Below are 21,011 nucleotides of genomic sequence, written 5' to 3'. Positions count from 1 at the left end.
CTCAGGAGGTTTATAGAATGTCTATTGAAATTAGATCGGAAAACCGAAAAGGAAAGAGGATTGTCCTAGAGCGCGGTATAACATCAATCACAGGGCAATCTCAACACAATCAAGAGCAAATCAATATTAAAGAAGCTTTCGATTTGTTCATTAATGTAAAAGAAGCTGAAAATGTTAAGTCACGGACAAAAAAGGAATACTATGTTCAATTCAATAATTTTGGTAACTGGTTGCAAGTAAATTTTTCAGACATTCACTACATACAACAGATTACATCATCAATAATTCGCTCCTATGTCAGTTACCTAGCATATGACAAAACGAAGTACGGTGGAGTTAATCATAGGGATCAAAACACTAAAGGTTTATCCCCCTATACAGTAAACATCTCTATACGATTTTTAAAGTGTTGGTTTAATGTATTAGTTAAAGAGCAAGTTAATTTGGTTAGTCCTACTAAGAACATTAAGCTAATGAAGGTAGAATATGACACAAAGCAACCTATATCTGAAGACGAATTGCGTCTTTTGCTACAACAACCAAGTCACCGTTCCTATGCTCAATTCCGTGATTACATAATGATGTTGCTCTTTGTTGACAGCGGTATGAGGGTTCAAGAAGTTAGTTCCCTAGATATTGAAGATATCGATTTCCAATCAAAAGTTGTTAATTTACCAGCGATTAAAAACAAAAACCGTAAATCGAGAATCATCCCTATATCCAATGAAGTACTCCAACTTATTCATGAACTTATCAACGAAACCAAACAACACTTTCAAAGTAACGCTCTTTTTACTAGCAATTTCGGCGATAGGTTAACCTCAGACGGTATCCGAACAAATTTAAAAAAATATGCGAAACGTGCTGGATTAAAAAAGGCAGTATCGCCCCACGCATTCCGTAGGTTCTACGCCAAACATTCTGCCCTAAATGGCATGGATTTGTTCTCGCTTCAGCGCATATTAGGTCATGCAGATATTTCTACGACTAGACGCTACATACAACTTGAGAATGAAGACCTAATAATTCAACATAACCAGTATAGTCCTCTTGCAAATGTTCTTAGAAAGAAAAAATAAATGAACTTGAATAGATCTCCTTTGGTAAGGTTAAATTTAAAATAAAAGGTGGAAGATAAAACTGATTTAGGGAACTTTTTTTGACTTACTGGGCATGTGCGGTCGCGGAGAAAAAGGCAAAAAACGCTTTTAGACCCCGCGGGGGGATGTTGACAAGATCTAGTAAAAAATTAAGGCAGGAACACATAGAGGAAAGGTTGTATGTACCTTGTCCACTCGTGATCCTGCCTTTCCTATTTCTTGCTCATCGTATTCCCGCACTATACTTATCTTAGTTTGCCCACCGCAACAAACCTTGTACTACTAAAGCTCACCGTTTAGTTTTATGAATTACCCTCAATAATATCAATCGTAAGCATCGCCTAAGGATTCAAAATCCTCTTTTAGCCAGTACCATCGTTCGCCGTTATTTTGAACCAATTGATTGAGCAGCTCAGTAAATGAATTAGCTACTACGGGACAATCTCCCACAACACCATGTCTATCCCAAAAACTATCGTAACATTTTCCTAATCGGTCTTGATTTAGGTCGATAGAAATGTAGTCGCCATTACCATCATGGCAAATTAAATACCAATGTGAAGATATATCTTCTTCTACTGATTCTCCAATGATAACTGGATTAGATAAGGTAAACTTTTCAGGTGGGAGTATCTCGCAAGTATAATCTTTACCTTCAAAAAGAAACACGCCTCCGCAAAGCTCAAAGAAACGTCTTACATCAGCAGGAAGCTCATGCTTATCCAAATGTGGCATCCCATTTGATGGACTTACTCTACAATAAGGTAAGCTCTTTATTTGTTCTAATAATGCTTCCATATCCTTCAAGATACACCTTTCCTCTCACTTTCCCTCCATAAACTAAAGTTTCTTGTTAGTTCAACGACGACACATCTTTAACATCAATTTTTTCTATTTGGATTTTGATTTTTTTACCCGAACGAAAACAAATAAACGAAAATACTAGACTAACAACAAAAGAAGTTCCAGCAAGAACATAATCCCCAAGAAGTAAAAAAGAAATCAGACCATACAAACTACTTGATGCAAATATAAATGTAAACAGGACTAGAGAAAAATATTGTGATTTTAAATAATACCTAATTAGCTTTTTCAAGTTATTTTGCACCTGACATTCTGTATTTTTGAATACATATTTCTAGTTCAATTATCTATAATCCTGCCCGTTATTTCTTTGGTTTGTACCAAGTTGTGTTTTTAGTGTGACCGTTGTAACCATTTCGGTACAAAACAACTAAATCATCGATCATATGGATTAAACGATCTTCGGAAACTCCTTGGAATAAGTCCGAAGTACTCTTACCTTCCTTCCACACATAGATGCTCAGTGGTTTTTCAGCTGTCAAACGAGTTGTTATCTCGATGTCATCAGCGTTATCAAGATCAAGTAAAATTTCGTGCTCATTTGCGGACTTAATGGTATATTTCTTTGCCAAGATAGGCACGATACGTTTTATAATATCATTGTTTTGTTTATTGATTTGACTCTGTTTCATTGTCAGTTCCTCCAGCTAGATTAGTTTTGTGTTTTTTGAGAGACTTATCTTTCTATTTAACTGCCCTAAATGCAAACGGTATTTTACCAAGAAATTTGAACACTTGAACACTTTGAACACCGTTTTTCATAACTTTCAGACATCATCACAAATAACAAAAATGAAAATAATCTTTAGTAGATAGGTGTTCATGTGTTCAAGTGTTCAGATCTTTATCCTAGATGTGGATAGCTGCTGACAAGCTTGCCCGCCAAGTCTGGTTGACACCCAACTCTTGTACGCGGTACTTTACGATCAAACACCAGTACATTACCGTAACTTCCAAAGCGAGTACGTGTGTATTTAACATAATCGGGATGACTTTCAATAATGGCGTTAATACGTTTGACATCAACATCCTTGATGGTTTCCAAGCTACGGTGTAAGGCGTGTACCCAAAGTTGCTTGGCACATGTACGATTTAGATATGTTATGTTTTCAAGCTTGTTCACATCTTCACCAATCATTGTAAATCCATCGTCCAGTGCGGAAACAATTTCACCCTCGTAAACTCCCAAGTTCGTATATGAGCGTTGAACCTCATTGGCTTCCTTCTCCAAGTACGATGGTAAAGCTAGTCGCCCTCCATTATGTTTCGAGCGATATAGATGGACGGCTTCTGCCCAAACTTGAGTTAGATCAATCTTGCCGTGCACCTGTTCTTGCTCCTTATACTTTTTGGTGACCTCCATAATCCACCAACGGCGACCTCCTGTCTCATCCTTGATCGGTGCTTCATCATTGGTAGTACCGATGAACACGCATTGACGCGGACGGGAGACCTCGTGGCGACCATATGACGGGCGAAACACATCAACCATACGTGTTAGCCAACCTTTTACGAATTCTGCTTCTTTCTTAGTCATTGCTGCCATTTCACCAAACTCGACAATAAGCTTACCTTGAAGTAACTGCATTGCGTCTTTGCCATCAAGGGATTGAATAGAATCCGTGTACCAATCTGCAGATGGTGTGATCTCCCTACAAAATGTGGATTTACCGTATCCCTGTGGTGATTTAAATACCAAGACGTAATCCCATTTGCAACCCGCTTCAAACGTGCGAGAGACAACTGCTTGGAAAAACAATCTGGTCTGCATTTGGATCAATTCAGTATCATCTACGCCAAGGTAGTCGATTAAAATTGTCTTAATCCTTTCAATACCGTCCCACTCTGGTAATCCATTGAAATATTCCTTAACAGGGTGGAATGAACGCTCATTTGCCGATACGGACAAAGCGTCTGAAATAGCGTCTGTTGGCGATGTTCCATATTTACCATCAATATAAACACGCAATGCCCGCTCGTCTGAATCCTCTATTTTAGAAGTACCCGCGGTACGTTTCCATGGTACTCCATCGTCTACCTCGATCTGGTTGGTGAACTCATTGTGTCTAAACATGCCGACTAGCTTTGGATCGTTCTCAAAGATTTTAATCATATTAGTGCGTGTGGGCAGTGTACGTCCAGATTTCTTGTCCACCTCTAACATGTCCATCATTTCATGTCTCGCTTCTTGCTTGGCTAACCAATCGTAATCAACGTAAACTCCTCTCATATCTATGCCGTTATCTTTCATCACTTTAACGATATGTCCAAAGTTGATGTTAAAAGATTCATCACGTAAGTGACGCTGAAATTTAGCAGCTGATCCCTTTTTTTCATCGTCGATCAGTGTGCAAATCTTCAATGCTTCTTGTTCAGTAATCCGATTCTCTCGAACCATTGTGGCTAGTGCAGTCAAGAAGTTATTCCACTGATTATACGTACCTGCATCAAAATAGCCCTTAGATTGGAGTTCTAGAACACGTTGGGTGAACTCTATAAAGTAGAACTCCCCATTAAATGGAACAATCTCCGTATGTGGTTGTATCTTTTTTATAGAGTCTTTCAAGAATAGTTCAGGCAACATCATTCGTTTATTAGGATTAGTAACTTTACGCTCAATACCGTTGCGTTTTACAGTGATACCACCGTTGCCGTTTGATCCCGCAGTTTTGAACTCTACATCGACCCATTTCCCACCTATCTGGACGTAGCCTTCCGACTTGAATTTCTCTTCAGGTTTCAAACTGTCGTAGGTAAAGTAAGCATGCCAGCCTCGATCTGTTTCGACTAACTGAGTGTCGATGCCCTCCGTCTTAAACAACTCAAAAATAGTTTCCTTGGAGAGATCGGCGTTCTTGGTATCTGAGATGTCAATATCAATCACCACCTCATTCGGCTCCAAGCAATAACCACAATCCTCAAACGCGTCTTTAGTTTCAGAATACTCATTGGGATATGATGCATGTTTCTCTCCCGTGGCGAACTTAATAAATTTCATTTTCATATGTCTCTCCTTAGAAGTTAGTTTTGGTTTTCTTAATTTGTTTACTTACTTAAATCTCGCTGTACAGCTTGTTTGACCAACATTCCCAAATAGTTAGTCTACATACGCTACTCGGCTTGTAATAACTTTATCAGCCTTGCATTTGTTTCCTTGGTAATCTAAACGTTGTGAAACTCAAGATGCTCCCCCCTCTCTTTTGTCTACATGAGATAAAAAAGTCCTCCCAACCCCACAACCGTAAAGAGGAATCCAAACTCACAAATACGCTCCTCGATTTAATCGTCTATCGAAATCACATCCTTCTTTTTTGGCTTAATGGCGACAAGTCCTCACATATACCTAATCGCAAGTAACTGTTAAAATTCACAATACGACTATAAAGGTATTTTCTGTAAATGAGGTTGAAAAATATTAAGAAGCAGGTACACCTGTTTAAATGCTCCTTTTCAAATATAAGAAAGCATTGAAAAACTCCACTCGAGTGCTATGTCGTAAAACGAGTTGGAAAATCACACACTGCTCTCAATTACTTAAGGTAATTAGATTGAAAAATGCACAATAAACAAAAAAAACGCTCCAGTTATGGAAACGTTCTTATCAAAGTTTACGTATACGTGGTTAAGCTTGAACAAACTCAATGCCGTGGTTATTTGTACGCTTAACACGACATAGTCAGGTACATCTAGGTCTTTCAGAAGCACCCCTGCATAACTATCGTTTGCCGTTATTTAATGAGAAAACGGGCAAGTGGTTAATCGATTTGATCTACCGAAACTACCTCAATAGCATTACAATAAAAGCCTAAAACTTCACACTCGATGTCCCGTACCCAAAAATTTAATGCACACCAACCATCACCTTTAATATCTACAATATCAAAAATCCCAAGTTGTATTATGTTTCCGCTAGCATTGATATTAAGACTTTCAATCTCTCTAAATCTAATTTGAATTCTTAGGTTTATTCCATCCTTATTGGATAAGAACTCAATATCAAGCATTGAGATGTCTTCATAGTGCCTATTTTTGTCCATGTAATATTTAAAGGCAGAAATACATACCAAATCAGACCATGTAAAATTTGTTATTCTGGATTGTATTATGGATAAATTCTGAATCTGCATAGATTCCTCCTTTCGATGGGTTCTTAATCTTATTTATCTATTGTTCACCGTTTCTTGAATAATTCGGCTACCCGTCATGCTCAAGTAATAAATATGTATAACCATCAATCCAAACACAAGTTTTCCAAATGAACTGATAATCATAATAAATTATTTATAATATAATACAATAATATTAGATTCTATTGGAGCTTTGTCTGTTGCCTCTCCATTATTCCAATCTGCCTCAATATACTCCTCCCAGCTATGTGCTTTACGAGCCTCCTCGTTTCGTCGAGCGTGCTCTTCTTCGAACATTTGTCTATGCATCTCCTGTTCATCCTCGGGGTGCATGTATTCATGTTCAAGATCCTCGCTATAGCTTAACCCATACTGATTCTGCTTGAAATTATAACCCGATCCACGAAAAGGAAGACCATTTTTTAAAATACCCGTAAATTCATAAAAGGAATCTCTTGTAAGTTTGAATGCCTCCCCTTTCCATGGTTTATTACCGTTTTTTATCTCCCCTTTAAACACTAGCTTCCCATTTTCACTTAACTCACCATTCTTCGGTCGGTCGTTCTCCCAGATACCTGAAAAATACTTTTTCCCCTCTCGATAAGATGTACCCTCACCTTCTCTTTTACCATCAATGAGATAACCCTCGTACATCTTCTCCCCTTCGGCATTATATTTAATTACCAAACCATTAACAGGTTCATTGTTCTTTATTTCAGCGTTATAGATATCTTTTTCTGCTTTAAAATCATGGATTACTAAATTAGTTATTACTGGGAAGCCTTCTTCCGACTCTGCTTTTTGAATTACAATATTGTATGCAATACTTGACAGAGATCCATGAATCCTTTTGCCTCCCAGGAATTCAGCTCCTCCATATGTAAAAGAACCAACAAGAATATTATTTCCAAGAGCATCAAATAGCGTTGAAGTGCTTCCACCTCTAAAATAGGTATAATTATTGACTTCTATATTCATTACGTCCTTTTCACCGTCGACTTCAATCCAATCCTCTTTAATTTTAGTCAAGGGAAAAGTAGCTTTGTGAATCTTTCGGTAAATAGTAAGGAGTCTTAGGGACATCTTGCTCTCTGTATTTAACGAATTTGAATATTGAATTATTATTGGCAGTGGTAATCCCTCTACAAGATAATTCTCAGAAAGCTTTTTCACATGTTTTGTTATTTCGACTGGTTCATTATGTATTTCAAGAACAGATTGTAAGGTCAGAAACTCCTCGTAAAACCGAAAAAGATATTTCATTTCTTGCTCTGAGAGTTCATTCCTGAGGGAAGCAACGTTCTTCATCCAATCTGCACTTAGGTATAGACGAGATGGACTCGGATCCTTTTTACTTACAACCAAACTTTTATATAAATCAACTAGATTAGTAATTTGTCTCTGAACATCGTAGTAAACAATTAAAGCATTCTCTTGAATAATTGTTTGATCTCTTTGAATTTCTAACTTCTCCGACCTTTCTGTGACTTGTAAAGTGCTAACACTTACTTTCCAAATTAAATAGCTAAAAACAATCGTACTTATTAATGAATAGATTCCGAGCAATGAGGAGATTACCAAAAATAATGAAGCTACAGCGTCTTTTGTTTTGTTGGGTTGACCGCGAAAGCTATACATCACTTTAACAGCCTCAGTTAAGTCACCAAAAATAAAATAGGCTAAAACTATTAAAACTATAGCTGGCAATGCAATTCCTAAAACCAAATAAGTCCATAACGTTCGGTTTGATTTCATTTTACTTTCTCCTTCACATGATTAAGGTCCTGACAATGAAGAAGCTCAATTGCCATATCCTCTTTTCGATATACACGAACCATTTCCTTTTTCACATTTATTATTTATGTAAACGCCAGTTAGTTCAATTAATGCCAACTAACGTAGAACAATAAAAATAACGTTCCCAATTAGCTCATGTTCGTACTCATTGATTAATCTGTCTACCGCAGGTCTTGATATGCCCAAATCTTTAGCTAGTGCCGACTTGCTGACATCACGCTTCATGTATAGAGCATAGTGAGCTTCAAAGTTTGTAACTTCTACCTCTTTACGCCCTTTGTACTTACCTCCCTCTTAGTTTCTGCAATACCTTCACGTTGACGCTCTAGCATATTAGCACGATCAAACTCATTGATTTCACTGATCATGGTCAACATTAGCTTGCCTGTTGCTGTTGATGTGTCTAGGTTCTCTTTCAAAGAGATCCGCAGTTGAACATAATCATTAACTATTATAATTGAATATTTATCCTACATTTGGATTTGAAGGAAATTAATAGTGTACAATCTTTTGTTCTGATATAATATAAAACATACAAAAAATATGCCACGGAGGTACTTTATGTCCAATAATGTCTTAAATTTAGTTCGTGAGTTACGGGTGGATGCTCTTTATGGTAAAAAAAAGCATTATAATGCTGCCGATAGAAAACAGAGATATCATGCCTATGTTGGTATCATTAGCTTAATCGCAAATATTCTTGCTGGATCAATCTTATTTGCATTTTTTTCGGACGAATGGTCCAATTTAGGTAAATGGGTAGGAGCGTTTCTATCATTACTAACAGCAGCACTTATCGGTATTCAAACATTTTTTAATTTTCAGAAACAAGTGGAAGGGCATAGAAGCATTGCCTCAAGATATTTAGCCGTTGCAAAAGAGTGTAATCGAGTGGAAGCCTATTCACTAGATAATCATTTTGATCCTGAGAGTCTACGAGAGCAGTTGGAGAATTTATCGAAAGTCTGCAACCAAATTAACAATGATGCTGATGCTTTTCCTACTTCGAATGCTGATTATCGACTTGCTCAGAAAGGGCTAAATGATGGTGAGGAGCTATATACCGATTCAGAAAAAAAGCGCAAAGGTGAGTAAATTACATGGGGAATATTGACACGGCAATTAGTGAGTTTATCTACGATGAAATTAAACTAAATCGAACAGATATAAGTGCAGCAGTTAGCAGTAGAGAATGGTTTTTAAAACGGTTGCAGAATGAGATCAATCGCAATTCTAATGAACCTAGCCTCTACTCTCCTACTCCTTTTGTTTACTTTGGTAGTTTTTTCAAAAAGACAAAAGTATCTACCGTTGACGAGTTTGATGTTCTTGTGGTTATTGACTGTAGTACAGGTGTTTTCACTAAAGGGGGAATTGCATATGGCACTGGACAAGGAAATGCGACTCCTAATCATCGATATGATAGTAAATATAAAAAGTCTGATGATTCTGGGGTAAGTCCAACTAAACTACTAAACTGGCTACAAGGTGTCGTTACTAAGGTCACAGAAAGCTTTGGTGGAGAAGCTCCAGAGCGGGCTGGGCAAGCAATAACTGCTTATATTCAAAAACATAACTTAAAAATAGATTTAGTTCCTGCAGGAATATTTAAAAGAGACGATGATGACACAACATTTTATATTATTCCAAAAGGAAATAAGGAAGGATCTTGGATTATCACCTCACCACGTGAAGATATACAGTTACTTGATGGTGCAGCAATGAATAATGATGGTTTTAGAAACGTTATTCGTTTATGCAAGTATATAAAGAGTAAATATAGGTTTTCAATATCGTCATTTGCGATAGAGTCAGCTGTTGTTCAATACGAAAAATCTCATATTTGGACTGAAGTATTTTCATACAATGTTAAAGAGGTTTTAAGTTACATTGCAATGATATTTAGGAAAGGGGTACTTCCTGATCCATATGATTCCAATGTAAATTTGCTAGCAGATGTAAGTAGTCTTGATTGGTATGCCCAAAGAGTTGAACACATTGTATCAGTTCTTAATAGTATGGAACAGGAAGAAGATCAAGACAAAGTAATTCGAAACATTTATAGAGTTTTTAAGAACGAGTAACAAATACTTTATAACTCCTTTCATGTAATGATATAATAGACTGTGTAGTTAGAATAAAGTAGACTGTTGGACGTTACACAGTCTGTTGGTTAGGTAAATATACAAAAAACTCATTATATCAAGGGTTTTGGGAAGCCCGTAGCTCAGCAGGATAGAGCAACAGTTTCCTAAACTGTAGGTCGTACGTTCGAATCGTATCGGGCGCGTATACGAATAATTGTCCGTTCAAAAGTAAAAGACGATGGCAAATCGGGTGATATCCGACTGCGATCGTCTTTTGTTTTACGATGATATTAGCTCGGTTTGTGCAGCCGCACCGCCCTTGTCTACTAATACCAAGGATAGTAAGGATAATAGGGGCGGTAGTATGGGTAAGGTCTGAAGAACGGAAATGCAAACAGGAAAAACGGAAAATGCTGCCGACGAAATCGGCGATACCTGTGGCCTTATGGTTGTCTGCTTGGATCAATCTCCCTTTCCTCGCCATCAACCTCTTCAGGGATTAACATAGTGACGCCTTCCTCGTCCATATCATCGATGATTCCCGTACACGCCTATCCCTCCTTTGACTATCGTTAGGATATTCGCCCACTAATGAAACTGTTACAGCTTTTTTAGCCACCATCATGCATTGGTTGAACAAGTACGCGGCATCGCCTCTATGCATAATCTTTTTGACGTTGAGTCAACAAAAGAAGGATAATAGAGATAACACTGAATCGAAAGGAGTTCTTACTCCGATGACAACAACTCGCAATATGCCATCCTATCGCATTCCGCTCTTCTGTGCGGTCACGATGCTCTTCTGGATGTCGATGTACACTAGCGTTCCCATCATGGCGCCCTACGTGGAGTTCCTCGGGGGAAGCCACCAGCTGGCTGGCTGGATTGTCGGCATGTATGGCATCTCGCAAATGCTGCTCCGTATTCCCGTAGGCATTATGTCGGACCGATTTCATAAAAGAAGACTGTTCATCACCTTCGGTCTTCTCTTCACCGCCATAACGGGACTCGGGCTATGGTTCACGCACGATTTCACTTGGATCTTGATTCTTCGCGCACTTGCAGGGGCAGCTGCAGCGACTTGGGTTGATTTTACGGTGCTATTCACGAGCTATTACAAGCATGAAGAGTCTACCAAGGCGATCGGAACGATCTCCTTTTTCAACTCACTCGGTCAGGTGCTGGGCATACTTAGTGCGGGCTGGGCCGCAGACAAGCTTGGTTGGGAGTCGGTGTTCATTCTAGGCGCCGTGCTTGGTTTACTGGGCATGATTGGCTCTTTCTTTCTTATCGAAAAAGTAGAAAAAGACGCGCCTAAAATCACCCTGCGCGGGATCGGCAACGTGGCAACGGATCGCACACTCTTATTCGTCTCCCTGCTCGCTATTTTATCGCAAGTGCTGATCTTTGCTACGGTTTTCGGCTTCACGCCGGTTTATGCCATGCAGCTCGGCGCGGACAAATTCTCGCTGTCCCTGCTCTCTTTATTCGCCAACGTCCCTGTAGCTCTGGCCTCCTTGTTCGGTGGACGACGTTGGTCGGTCCGGTATGGGGAGAAACGTATGGTTGTAGCTGGCTTTCTGCTCATGGGTATATTCACATTCACGATTCCCTTCACCCATCATCTCTGGCTGCTCATGATTACACAAGCGTTAGCAGGCTTTGGTCGCGGACTTTCGTTTACCCTGCTCATGGGGATGAGTATTAAGCATATGCCTGCGGAAAAGCGAGCAACAGCGATGGGCTTTTTCCAAGCGATTTATGGTCTCGGTATGTTCATCGGGCCTGTCCTTATGGGGATCATTGGCGATTATTTCTCGCTTAATGAAGGCTTTATTGTACTCGGCATTCTCGGTGCTGGCAGTGCACTACTTGCTTATTTCGTTCAAAGTGCAACTAAGAAACAGCCTTTGTCAGCTAACAAGTCTACAATTGCGCAATAATAGGAACGAATCACGCGATTCGCTCTAACCGTGATATAGCTGTTAAGCTGTTACCCAGACCACTTCCGACAACTCCATAGACATAGAAAAAAAGAACCCCTAAGGGTTCTTTTTTCGTCGGCATTGATGATATTTCTTTGAACCTTGTTACACGAAAACCTAAGTTAAATCTGCGTATAAAACACGGTAAGTGTCTTTAGCACATCGCCCTCCAGCCTGATTATAACAGGTAGAAAAGTCCTCTTTGCAACGGTTGTTTCGCTTTCGCTAATTGCTCCAACGGAACCACACCTCTCTGCTTGCCGACAATAATAGTATGACCGGTTTACGTTTTTTTAATCATGTTTGTAAAAAAAAATTAGTCGCCGCCGTGTCCATGGCCTTCTGCCGCGTGTCCACCGTGATGATTCTGATTCTTCACCTTTTTCGATCCAGATAAGGGCTCTTGATTCCCGCCATGATTATTTCGGTTTTTAACAGAACCATTGTTCACAAGATTGTCGCCTGCTGAATATGATTTGGGTTTAGACATGAATGCCCATCCTCCTTCTACGAGCTAGTTTCCATCTTGATTAAGCGCATCCTGATGCCGATGATCATTGACCTTCTGCTGGATCTGCTGCGCATTATGAGCGTTGACCGGATTGGCACCCAGATCTTTCGCCACATTTTGCAAGTTTTTATCTGGACTCTTTTGCTTCGTCATCACGGTGTCCTCCTTCTTACTTAAGCGTTGGTGACCTTCTGCAAAGCCTGCGCACATTCATGGATATGACGCACATAATCATCGATTAAAGACTGTACGACATCGCCACGCTCGTCAATATGCGTCGTTCCTTGCTGTACATCGGTCAGCTCAACCTTCACTTCTCTGGCATCTACATACGTCACTTTAAAATCAAACGAATAGCCGGTATGCCCCGCCGTCATTATGTGCACGCGGATGGCATCCGCATCGCCCTCGTCTGCCCATACCCTTGTTTGATCAGCAGGCTGCAGAACGGTGGGCATTACGCGCATCCATTCGTTTACGAGTTCAACTTGATCCACGCTAGGTTTATCTGATTTGCTCATAGGTAACACCTCCACATGATTAAAATGCGGAAGCGGCCCGTCTTTTATCCATGTAAAAAAACACCTACTACCAACCACGGTTTAAGCCGCCTGATGGTTGTCAGTGGGATATATCCAGCCTGCTTTCTGCCTATTTGGCCAGATCCCCCATAGAAGGCCAATAAGGCCTTTACATGGGCTGTAATGACATCAGAGAGCCCATAAGATACAACGTCCATTTCAGGCGTCACGGTGACACAGAGCCTCTCAGGGAGGTATACTAATGAGATTTAATACTGTCCTCTCAACTAGAAAAACAAAAAAAGCCACACGATTTCGAGAATCGCATGACTTTTTGGTTAGGTATTACTTTGGCTACGGAGAGGGTGGGATTCGAACCCACGGAGACCTTGCGACCTCGGCGGTTTTCAAGACCGCTGCCTTAAACCACTCGACCACCTCTCCACGATAGGTGTCTCCGATTAGGGAGACGACCTTGTGCAGTGACAAAAAGCATTGTAGCACATAATCGTCACTCGATGCAAGTGCTATTTTTTCGTGATCACTTTAACGTTGTTCATGTACGGAACAAGCACGTCTGGCACAACGATTGAACCATCCGCTTGCTGGTAATTCTCAAGAATCGCCGCCACTGTTCGACCTAGCGCCAAGCCTGATCCATTCAGCGTATGTACGAACTCCGGCTTCGCCTTCGCATCCCGGCGGAAGCGAATGTTCGCTCTGCGGGCTTGGAAGTCTTCGAAGTTACTGCAGCTGGAGATCTCGCGGTAGGCGCCGCTGTTAGGCAGCCATACTTCTAGATCGTACGTTTTCGCTGACGTGAAGCCAATATCACCTGTGCAGAGTGACAGCACACGGTAAGGCAGCCTCAATAGCTGTAGAACGCGCTCAGCATGCCCTGTAAGCTTCTCCAACTCCTCATAGGAGTCTTCGGGCTTCACAAGCTTTACAAGCTCAATTTTGTTGAATTGATGCTGTCTGATTAAACCGCGTGTATCTCGTCCTGCCGATCCTGCTTCCGAACGGAAACAAGCACTGAACGCCACGAAGTTAACTGGCAGCTGTTCATTCGTTAGAATATCTTCACGGTGGTAATTCGTGACTGGTACTTCCGCTGTTGGAATAAGGAAATATTCCGAATTCTCCAGCTTAAACACATCTTCCTCAAACTTCGGAAGCTGACCTGTACCCGTCAAGCTATCACGGTTTACAATATAAGGAGGCAGCATTTCTTCATAGCCATGCTCATCACTGTGCAAGTCCATCATGAAGTTGATCAATGCGCGCTCTAACCGAGCTCCCAGTCCTTTGTAGAACACAAAACGCGAGCCCGTTACCTTCGCCGCTGCTTCGAAATCCAAAATGCCTAAATCCTGCGCCACTTCCCAATGCGGCTTCACTTCGAAATTGAACTGCGGAATGTCACCAATGCGGCGCACTTCCACGTTCTCTTCCTCTGTACGGCCCACAGGAACGCTTGCATGGGGCATATTCGGGATGGAGAGTAGGACTTGTTGTAAAGACTCGTCCAAGACACGGATCTCGTCATCAAGCTCTTTAATACGGTCTCCGACCACTTTCATTTCTTGAATCAACTCATCCGCATTTTCACCGGATCTTTTACGGCCCGCTACCTCTTGGGAAACGGTGTTGCGGCGGTTTTTCAGCTGTTCGGTTTCTTGCAACAGCTCTCTGCGTTTCACATCTAATTCTGTGAAACCATTAAGCTCCTCGATCTGCTTGCCGCGGTTTTGCATGGCAGCTTGTACAGCTGCTAAATCACTTCGAAGTAACTTTACATCAAACAAGGAGATTCCTCCGTTAGCGCAAAATGGTTTGTATATGGAAGCAAGCACCCATACCGGCAATCCGGTTAACTCGGGGTGCTTGAACCGTTTATTATGCTTGGCTTTGCTTTACCATGTCTAGGAAATAACTGTGCAGACGGAAATCATCCGTCAACTCTGGGTGAAACGACGCCGCAAGGAGGTGCCCTTGCTGCGCGGCGACGATCTGGCCGTCATACGTGGCCAGTACATCCACATCCGGTCCCACCTTTTCGATGAGTGGAGCCCGAATAAAAACCGCGCGAACGTTCTCGTCAATGCCTTTGATCGGCAAGTCCGTCTCAAAGCTTTCACGTTGACGACCGAACGCGTTGCGAGCCACCGTAATGTCCATCAGCTCAAGGTGAGCTTCTGGCTGTCCGGTGATCTCTTTCGCAATGACAATCAACCCTGCGCAGGTGCCGAAGATCGGCTTGCCTGCCGCGGAGAAATCACGTAGCGCATCGATGAAGCCATACGTACGCATGAGCTTACCGATCGTCGTGCTTTCCCCGCCAGGAAGAATAATGCCATCAAGCTCAGCGAGCTGCTCGGTGCGTTTGACAACCACACCTTCTGCGCCCGCCTTTTCAATCCCACGAATATGCTCCGCTACCGCGCCTTGCAGCGCGAGAACCCCAATCTTCGTCATTACCAGCCGCGCTCCTGCATACGCTCGGAAGCTTGAAGCTTGGAAATTTCGATTCCCTTCATAGGGGTACCTAGGTTTTTGGAGATTTCAGCGATCATTTTGTAATCTGTGTAGTGCGTTACCGCTTCAACGATTGCTTTAGCGAACTTCTCTGGGCTATCGGATTTGAAAATACCAGATCCAACGAATACACCATCAGAACCAAGGTGCATCATAAGCGCTGCATCAGCAGGTGTAGCAACACCGCCAGCTGCGAAGTTAACAACAGGCAATTTACCTGTTTGGTGAATTTGCAACAAGAGCTCATAAGGAGCGCCAAGCGTTTTGGCTTCGAACATCAACTCATCCAAAGACATGCTTTGAACTTTGCGAATTTGACCTTGAATCGTACGCATGTGACGAACCGCTTCAACGATGTTCCCTGTTCCTGGCTCACCTTTGGTACGAAGCATGGATGCACCTTCACCAATACGACGTAAAGCTTCGCCAAGATCACGGCAACCACATACGAAAGGCACGGTGAAATCACGTTTGTTGATGTGGAATACTTCATCCGCAGGTGTTAGTACTTCACTCTCATCGATATAGTCAACGCCTAGGGATTCAAGAACCTTAGCTTCAACGAAGTGTCCGATTCTTGCTTTCGCCATGACTGGAATGGATACAACTTTCATCACATCTTCAACAATTGTTGGGTCAGCCATACGGGATACGCCACCAGCAGCACGAATGTCTGCAGGTACGCGCTCAAGCGCCATAACAGCGGACGCGCCAGCTGCTTCTGCGATTTTAGCTTGCTCAGCGTTCATTACATCCATAATGACGCCGCCTTTTTGCATTTCGGCCATACCTGTTTTAACGCGGGAAGTTCCAGTTTCCATTCTCTATTTCCTCCTATAGCTTCTATGCAATTTCGGTGTAGTTCCCTACACGATTCGATAATAAACTTCTAAACAACAATTTTACATGAAGGAGGGGTAATATACAACCCATTTTCTGGCCTAAGAGCCGCCTTTAATCCCATTGAACATATCGCTGAAGAAGTTTTTAATGGAGCGGAACAACAGTCGGATCCAGCTACCTTTTTCAACATCAGCATCCGCAATCAAATCTACGGTTTTTTCTTGACCATTGTAGCTTACTTTTACTTTCCCCAGCGTGTCGCCTTTCGCAATAGGAGCTACAAGCTTGCTTTCTTCAACTGGCTCAGTTGTAACTTTGAAATCCGTATCCTTCGCACCTTTTCTAGCAACGAAAGTTAGACCTGTTTTCGTTACAAGAGATACTTCGGTTTGTACACCCTTCTTAATGTTCACACTTTTCAAAGAATCTATCGGTTGCTTCGCATTCAAGAATGGCTTCATCTCGAAATTGTTAAATCCATAATCCAGTAGCTTGCGTGTTTCATTGAAACGCTCTGGTTCAGTCTTGGTGCCCATAACAACCGTAATCATACGCATGCCGTTACGTTCTGCAGTTCCGGTGAAGCAGTAGCCTGCATCATCCGTTGATCCCGTTTTCAAGCCGTCCAATCCTTGATACGCATACTTTTTGAAATTGGTGTTTGTCGAATTCCCTTCGAGCATCCAGTTCCAGTTGATCATTGGAGCCTTGTCCGTTGCTCTTAGCTTTAACGATGGAATTTTCGTAAATTCCAGAATTTCTTTATGATCCTTCAAAATATTATAAGCAAGAATTGCCGCATCGCGAGCGGTCATCTTGGTTTCACCCTCAATGGAAGCCGGCGGATTGATAAGATCAGCACGTGAAAGTCCTGTCGCACTAATAAAATGTGCCTTGTCGGACATCCCAAGCTGTTTCGCTTTGTCATTCATCATTTTCGCAAAATTCTCTTCCGTCCCACCTAGCAATTCAGCAAAAGCCACAGAAGCATCATTCGCGGAATAAATGGACATCGCATTAAACATATCTTTGAACGTCAGTGTTTCATTTTCGGCAATCAATTGACCAGAGCCGATGACATCTGCCGCATTCTTACTAGCTGTCACGGGTGAGTCCCACTTAAATTTGCCCTCTTTGATACTCTCCATCGCCAAATATTCCGTCATCATCTTCGCCATACTCGCTGGAGGGAATGCTTCATCCGCATTCATTTGAAACAATACTGCCCCGGTGCTTGCCTCCATGATTATCGCAGATTTCGCTGCTACTTGAGGTTCATTCAGTGCGGGTGCAGGCGTTGTTCCTGCATTAGGCGCAGGTGTTGTCACCGCAGCAGGTTTTGGAGTTGCCGAAGGAGCAGGCGATGCCGCATAGGTTGGCTGTATATGTAAAAGTAAGGATTGAGCAATTAAGCTAACACCTAACACCAAAGCAACCTTTTTCTTTGTAAAACTTAAAAATCTCACAATTTCACTCTCCCTAAATATGTTTGGATAACAGTTATGACACGTTATATTGTAACACACCCCATTAGACAAAAAAAAGAAAACGTGGGTTCAACTCCCACGCCTCCAATTTCATCCATATTGTGACAACAAACTTACATCGAGTAATTCGGTGCTTCTTTCGTAATTTGGATATCATGCGGATGACTTTCCTTCAGTCCTGCACCTGTAATACGCACGAATTGCGTATCATGAATGAGTTCTTGAATGTTACGCGCTCCACAATACCCCATGCCTGAACGAAGTCCACCCACCAGTTGATACACCGTATCCGCCATTGGCCCTTTATAAGCTACACGGCCCTCAATACCTTCTGGAACCAGCTTGCTCTCGTTCTCTTGAAAGTACCGATCCTTGCTGCCTTCCTTCATTGCGCCTAAGGAGCCCATTCCGCGATAAACCTTGAACTTCCGTCCTTGGAAAATCTCAGACTCACCCGGACTCTCTTCTGTCCCTGCAAAAAGACTGCCTATCATAACCGCGCTAGCTCCCGCTGCGATCGCTTTAACTACATCACCAGAGTACTTGATACCGCCATCTGCGATAATCGGAACGCCGAACTCGGCAGCTGCTTGCGCACAATCATAAATCGCTGTAATCTGTGGAACACCAATCCCTGCAATAATACGAGTTGTACAGATCGATCCAGGACCGATCCCTACTTTCACCATAGAAGCTCCCGCTTTGATCAAATCACGCGTACCATCGCCTGTTGCCACGTTTCCAGCGATGATCGGAAGCTCTGGATATTGGGCTCTCAGCTTCTTCACAGTCTCTGCGATATTAATATGATGTCCGTGAGCAGAATCCACGACGATAACGTCAATACCAGCTGTGACAAGCGCTGCGGCTCTCTCTAGCACGTCTTTGGATACACCCACAGCTGCGCCTACTAGCAAGCGGCCTTGCGCGTCTTTCGCCGAGTTAGGGAACTGAATGGCCTTCTCGATATCTTTAATGGTAATTAACCCTTTTAGACCAAAATTCTCGTCTACCAAAGGCAGCTTCTCAATCTTATGCTTCTGAAGGATGCCTTCTGCCTGCTGCAGCGTTGTTCCAACTGGCGCTGTCACAAGGCCTTCCTGCGTCATCACTTCTTTAATTTTGATGGAATAGTCATGTACAAAACGCAAGTCGCGATTCGTCAAAATACCGACTAAACGATTATTCTCATTCACAATCGGTACACCGGAGATCCGATATTTCGCCATCAACTCTTCTGCGTCATAAACATGATGCTCAGGCGTTAAGGAGAATGGGTTTGTAATAACGCCGCTCTCGGACCTTTTTACCCGATCAACGTGCTCCGCTTGAAGCTCAATCGGCATATTCTTATGAATAATTCCGATACCGCCTTCACGTGCCATAGCAATCGCTAGCGCAGACTCCGTTACCGTATCCATAGCGGAGCTAATGAAAGGGATATTTAATTTCACACCAGGTGCCAGTTGCGTCGAAACGTCGATCTCCTTACCGAACACTTCAGACTTTCTAGGCACTAACAATACATCGTCAAACGTTAAGCCTTCCTTGCCAAACTTATCTTCTCTCACAGCGTACCATGTCCTCCTTAAAGCCCTCTATCTGAAGAAAGCTTGATTCATAAGCTTCTGCTCATTCTTTCGTATGATTGCAATCTTAACAAAAGCCTATTTTTGGTGTCAAGGAAAAGGACGAGCACACGGCTCCCCCTCACCTTGAATAAGTCAATTCCGTTAACGATAGGAGTATGTGCTGCTTGGATTCCATAACAAGAACTGCTCAACCCCTTGCTCCCTAGCCGCCTTAATCTGCTCTTTTACATCAACAACACCATACTTCTTATGCGGTTTCACCCAAGTAGCTGTAAAATCCTGATACCAGGGCCTGATCTGAGCGATCTGACCACTCGATTGTGCTAACTGATGATTTTTCCATTTGGCATCGTTAATAGCTTGATGGATGATCGCGTATGGCTGCAAATCTGGATGTTTCACCCCATAAATCCCGGTCGTGTAGTGTGACGGATACAGCATTGGAGAAATAAAATGAACCTCCTTGCTGATCATCGCCCAGTCCTGTCCAATTCCCATATCATTAGGTAAAGACGTCGTTAATCCAAATACATCCGCTGAAATATACGCCTTCCCTCCGATCTGTTCCTTTGCCTTATGCAGAAAGGTTGCAATATCCAGTGCTTTACTTAGCTTCTGCGGGTTATCGAATTGGACCTCCCGATCCACCTTTTGCCCATTCTCTGGGAACCTCACATAATCAAATTGGATTTCATCGAACCCCAGAGCAGCTACTTCATTCGCTATTTGAATGTTATAGTCCCATACCTCTGTTTTAAAAGGATCTACCCAAGCAATTCCTTTCGCATCCTTCCAGACACTTCCGTCTTTGTTTTTCATAGCATACGTACTCTTCTTCTTACTTAAATAAGGATCCTTAAACACGACAAGCCTTGCAATTGTATAAATTTGCTTCTGCTTCAATCTTTGCAGCTTCGCTTTCATATCTTGTATAATGACGTGGCTATTCGCCCCGATCTCATTGACCAATGGAACCGTCGAGGGATAGGTCACCTGACCGGAATCGTTCTTAACATCAATCACCATCGCGTTTAAATCCGTACGATCCACTAGTTCTATCAATTGCTCGAATTTATTGCCTACAGCGGACCAGGCTGAAACATAAATACCTTTCACGATCGGTGGTTTAGCAGGCTTTTGAAAATAAGGCGTTGCCGCAACGACCGGCATCTTCTTCGGCTCCTGATAGGGCGCAGGCTCCATGCTTCCTACATGACTTAATGAGTGAAGTGGATTTGTCTCCTCCTTCACTTCATCGATTTTGGTTGAGCAACCATTCATCATCAGTGTTACTAACGAACAAAGACACACCCTGTTGATCCATCTCATGCTGCTTGTTGTCCTCATCGTCATCCCTCCTCGTAGGATTAGTATGGTTAAAAAAGCAACATTTACAGATATAAAAAAAAGAGTCTTTCTGGAAAATAATCCAGAAAGACTCTAACTCTTTGCTTGGCAACGTTCTACTCTCCCAGAACCCTGCGGTTCAAGTACCATCGACGCTGGAGGGCTTAACGGTCGTGTTCGAGATGGGAACGCGTGGGTCCCCTCCGCCATCA

At 42.3% G+C, this 21,011-nt stretch carries 19 protein-coding genes, 2 tRNA genes and 1 rRNA gene; 5 read left to right on the top strand and 17 right to left on the bottom strand.

Features of this window, described 5'->3' with window-relative positions; genetic code table 11:
* Positions 1 to 17: 17 nt before the first annotated feature.
* Positions 18 to 1,079 carry a tyrosine-type recombinase/integrase gene (locus tag AC58QC_RS22245; protein WP_497417258.1) on the top strand — a complete coding sequence of 354 codons (1,062 nt, stop codon included), beginning with the start codon at positions 18 to 20 and terminating at the stop codon, positions 1,077 to 1,079.
* A 345-nt stretch (positions 1,080 to 1,424) separates the two neighbouring features.
* Here AC58QC_RS22245 and AC58QC_RS22240 read toward each other — a convergent pair whose 3' ends face one another.
* From AC58QC_RS22240 to AC58QC_RS22215, 6 genes are all read right to left on the bottom strand, one after another.
* Positions 1,425 to 1,907: an SMI1/KNR4 family protein gene (locus tag AC58QC_RS22240; RefSeq protein ID WP_497417257.1), complete on the bottom strand. Its 483-nt coding sequence runs from the start codon at positions 1,905 to 1,907 to the stop codon at positions 1,425 to 1,427.
* A 359-nt stretch (positions 1,908 to 2,266) separates the two neighbouring features.
* Positions 2,267 to 2,596, bottom strand: coding sequence for a hypothetical protein (locus AC58QC_RS22235; protein WP_497417256.1), 330 nt, complete (start codon positions 2,594 to 2,596; stop codon positions 2,267 to 2,269).
* A 212-nt stretch (positions 2,597 to 2,808) separates the two neighbouring features.
* Positions 2,809 to 4,968 carry a virulence-associated E family protein gene (locus AC58QC_RS22230; protein WP_497417255.1) on the bottom strand — a complete coding sequence of 720 codons (2,160 nt, stop codon included), beginning with the start codon at positions 4,966 to 4,968 and terminating at the stop codon, positions 2,809 to 2,811.
* Between the two features lie 751 nt (positions 4,969 to 5,719).
* Positions 5,720 to 6,091, bottom strand: coding sequence for a hypothetical protein (locus AC58QC_RS22225; RefSeq protein WP_497417254.1), 372 nt, complete (start codon positions 6,089 to 6,091; stop codon positions 5,720 to 5,722).
* A gap of 150 nt (positions 6,092 to 6,241) precedes the next feature.
* Positions 6,242 to 7,846, bottom strand: a complete 1,605-nt coding sequence (locus tag AC58QC_RS22220) for a toxin-antitoxin system YwqK family antitoxin (RefSeq protein WP_497417253.1) — start codon at positions 7,844 to 7,846, stop codon at positions 6,242 to 6,244.
* A 302-nt stretch (positions 7,847 to 8,148) separates the two neighbouring features.
* Complete coding sequence (locus AC58QC_RS22215) at positions 8,149 to 8,256, bottom strand: hypothetical protein (protein ID WP_497417370.1); 108 nt, start codon at positions 8,254 to 8,256, stop codon at positions 8,149 to 8,151.
* 193 nt (positions 8,257 to 8,449) lie between these two features.
* Between AC58QC_RS22215 and AC58QC_RS22210 the strand changes: the two genes are divergently transcribed.
* From AC58QC_RS22210 to AC58QC_RS22195, 4 genes are all read left to right on the top strand, one after another.
* On the top strand, positions 8,450 to 8,983 hold the full coding sequence (locus AC58QC_RS22210; RefSeq protein WP_497417252.1) for an SLATT domain-containing protein: 534 nt from the start codon (positions 8,450 to 8,452) through the stop codon (positions 8,981 to 8,983).
* Positions 8,984 to 8,988: 5 nt separating this feature from the next.
* Positions 8,989 to 9,972, top strand: a complete 984-nt coding sequence (locus AC58QC_RS22205) for a hypothetical protein (RefSeq protein ID WP_497417251.1) — start codon at positions 8,989 to 8,991, stop codon at positions 9,970 to 9,972.
* Positions 9,973 to 10,104: 132 nt separating this feature from the next.
* A tRNA-Arg gene (locus tag AC58QC_RS22200) sits at positions 10,105 to 10,175 on the top strand.
* Between the two features lie 537 nt (positions 10,176 to 10,712).
* Positions 10,713 to 11,918, top strand: coding sequence for an MFS transporter (locus AC58QC_RS22195; RefSeq protein ID WP_497417250.1), 1,206 nt, complete (start codon positions 10,713 to 10,715; stop codon positions 11,916 to 11,918).
* Positions 11,919 to 12,276: 358 nt separating this feature from the next.
* Here AC58QC_RS22195 and AC58QC_RS22190 read toward each other — a convergent pair whose 3' ends face one another.
* The 11 genes from AC58QC_RS22190 to rrf form a co-directional block, all read right to left on the bottom strand.
* Positions 12,277 to 12,450: a small acid-soluble spore protein P gene (locus tag AC58QC_RS22190; protein WP_497417249.1), complete on the bottom strand. Its 174-nt coding sequence runs from the start codon at positions 12,448 to 12,450 to the stop codon at positions 12,277 to 12,279.
* Positions 12,451 to 12,474: 24 nt separating this feature from the next.
* Entirely contained in the window at positions 12,475 to 12,624 is a 150-nt protein-coding gene (locus AC58QC_RS22185) for a hypothetical protein (RefSeq protein ID WP_497417248.1), read from the bottom strand.
* Positions 12,625 to 12,644: 20 nt separating this feature from the next.
* Positions 12,645 to 12,992, bottom strand: a complete 348-nt coding sequence (locus AC58QC_RS22180; RefSeq protein WP_497417247.1) for a hypothetical protein — start codon at positions 12,990 to 12,992, stop codon at positions 12,645 to 12,647.
* Between the two features lie 357 nt (positions 12,993 to 13,349).
* Positions 13,350 to 13,436 (bottom strand) — tRNA-Ser (locus tag AC58QC_RS22175).
* Positions 13,437 to 13,519: 83 nt separating this feature from the next.
* On the bottom strand, positions 13,520 to 14,800 hold the full coding sequence (gene serS, locus AC58QC_RS22170) for a serine--tRNA ligase (protein ID WP_497417246.1): 1,281 nt from the start codon (positions 14,798 to 14,800) through the stop codon (positions 13,520 to 13,522).
* Between the two features lie 91 nt (positions 14,801 to 14,891).
* Complete coding sequence (gene pdxT / locus AC58QC_RS22165) at positions 14,892 to 15,470, bottom strand: pyridoxal 5'-phosphate synthase glutaminase subunit PdxT (RefSeq protein WP_497271028.1); 579 nt, start codon at positions 15,468 to 15,470, stop codon at positions 14,892 to 14,894.
* Entirely contained in the window at positions 15,470 to 16,351 is an 882-nt protein-coding gene (gene pdxS, locus AC58QC_RS22160) for a pyridoxal 5'-phosphate synthase lyase subunit PdxS (protein ID WP_065854409.1), read from the bottom strand. The genes pdxT and pdxS overlap by 1 nt, the downstream gene beginning before the upstream one ends.
* Positions 16,352 to 16,471: 120 nt before the next feature.
* A complete protein-coding gene (locus tag AC58QC_RS22155; RefSeq protein WP_497417245.1) occupies positions 16,472 to 17,839 on the bottom strand; it encodes a D-alanyl-D-alanine carboxypeptidase family protein in 1,368 nt (455 codons plus the stop codon).
* Positions 17,840 to 17,973: 134 nt separating this feature from the next.
* Complete coding sequence (gene guaB, locus AC58QC_RS22150) at positions 17,974 to 19,431, bottom strand: IMP dehydrogenase (RefSeq protein ID WP_497417244.1); 1,458 nt, start codon at positions 19,429 to 19,431, stop codon at positions 17,974 to 17,976.
* A 162-nt stretch (positions 19,432 to 19,593) separates the two neighbouring features.
* A complete protein-coding gene (locus tag AC58QC_RS22145) occupies positions 19,594 to 20,799 on the bottom strand; it encodes a putative glycoside hydrolase (RefSeq protein WP_497417243.1) in 1,206 nt (401 codons plus the stop codon).
* Between the two features lie 103 nt (positions 20,800 to 20,902).
* Positions 20,903 to 21,011, bottom strand: a 5S ribosomal RNA gene (gene rrf / locus AC58QC_RS22140); the annotation flags it as partial.

It is taken from the genome of Paenibacillus sp. J22P51 (genome assembly GCF_059692215.1).
The sequence above is the reverse complement of the archived record's forward strand: the minus strand, read 5'-3'. Positions and strand labels throughout refer to the sequence as shown.

Excerpts from the sequence above, each read along its gene's own strand:
- AC58QC_RS22180 (WP_497417247.1), bottom strand. The coding sequence starts at position 12,992 with ATGAGCAAATCAGATAAACCTAGCGTGGATCAAGTTGAACTCGTAAAC.
- pdxS (WP_065854409.1), bottom strand. The coding sequence starts at position 16,351 with ATGGAAACTGGAACTTCCCGCGTTAAAACAGGTATGGCCGAAATGCAA.
- AC58QC_RS22245 (WP_497417258.1), top strand. The coding sequence starts at position 18 with ATGTCTATTGAAATTAGATCGGAAAACCGAAAAGGAAAGAGGATTGTC.
- pdxT (WP_497271028.1), bottom strand. The coding sequence starts at position 15,470 with ATGACGAAGATTGGGGTTCTCGCGCTGCAAGGCGCGGTAGCGGAGCAT.
- AC58QC_RS22230 (WP_497417255.1), bottom strand. The coding sequence starts at position 4,968 with ATGAAAATGAAATTTATTAAGTTCGCCACGGGAGAGAAACATGCATCA.
- AC58QC_RS22225 (WP_497417254.1), bottom strand. The coding sequence starts at position 6,091 with ATGCAGATTCAGAATTTATCCATAATACAATCCAGAATAACAAATTTT.
- AC58QC_RS22235 (WP_497417256.1), bottom strand. The coding sequence starts at position 2,596 with ATGAAACAGAGTCAAATCAATAAACAAAACAATGATATTATAAAACGT.
- AC58QC_RS22210 (WP_497417252.1), top strand. The coding sequence starts at position 8,450 with ATGTCCAATAATGTCTTAAATTTAGTTCGTGAGTTACGGGTGGATGCT.
- AC58QC_RS22190 (WP_497417249.1), bottom strand. The coding sequence starts at position 12,450 with ATGTCTAAACCCAAATCATATTCAGCAGGCGACAATCTTGTGAACAAT.
- AC58QC_RS22185 (WP_497417248.1), bottom strand. The coding sequence starts at position 12,624 with ATGACGAAGCAAAAGAGTCCAGATAAAAACTTGCAAAATGTGGCGAAA.
- AC58QC_RS22195 (WP_497417250.1), top strand. The coding sequence starts at position 10,713 with ATGACAACAACTCGCAATATGCCATCCTATCGCATTCCGCTCTTCTGT.
- AC58QC_RS22220 (WP_497417253.1), bottom strand. The coding sequence starts at position 7,846 with ATGAAATCAAACCGAACGTTATGGACTTATTTGGTTTTAGGAATTGCA.
- AC58QC_RS22215 (WP_497417370.1), bottom strand. The coding sequence starts at position 8,256 with ATGATCAGTGAAATCAATGAGTTTGATCGTGCTAATATGCTAGAGCGT.
- AC58QC_RS22145 (WP_497417243.1), bottom strand. The coding sequence starts at position 20,799 with ATGAGGACAACAAGCAGCATGAGATGGATCAACAGGGTGTGTCTTTGT.
- AC58QC_RS22205 (WP_497417251.1), top strand. The coding sequence starts at position 8,989 with ATGGGGAATATTGACACGGCAATTAGTGAGTTTATCTACGATGAAATT.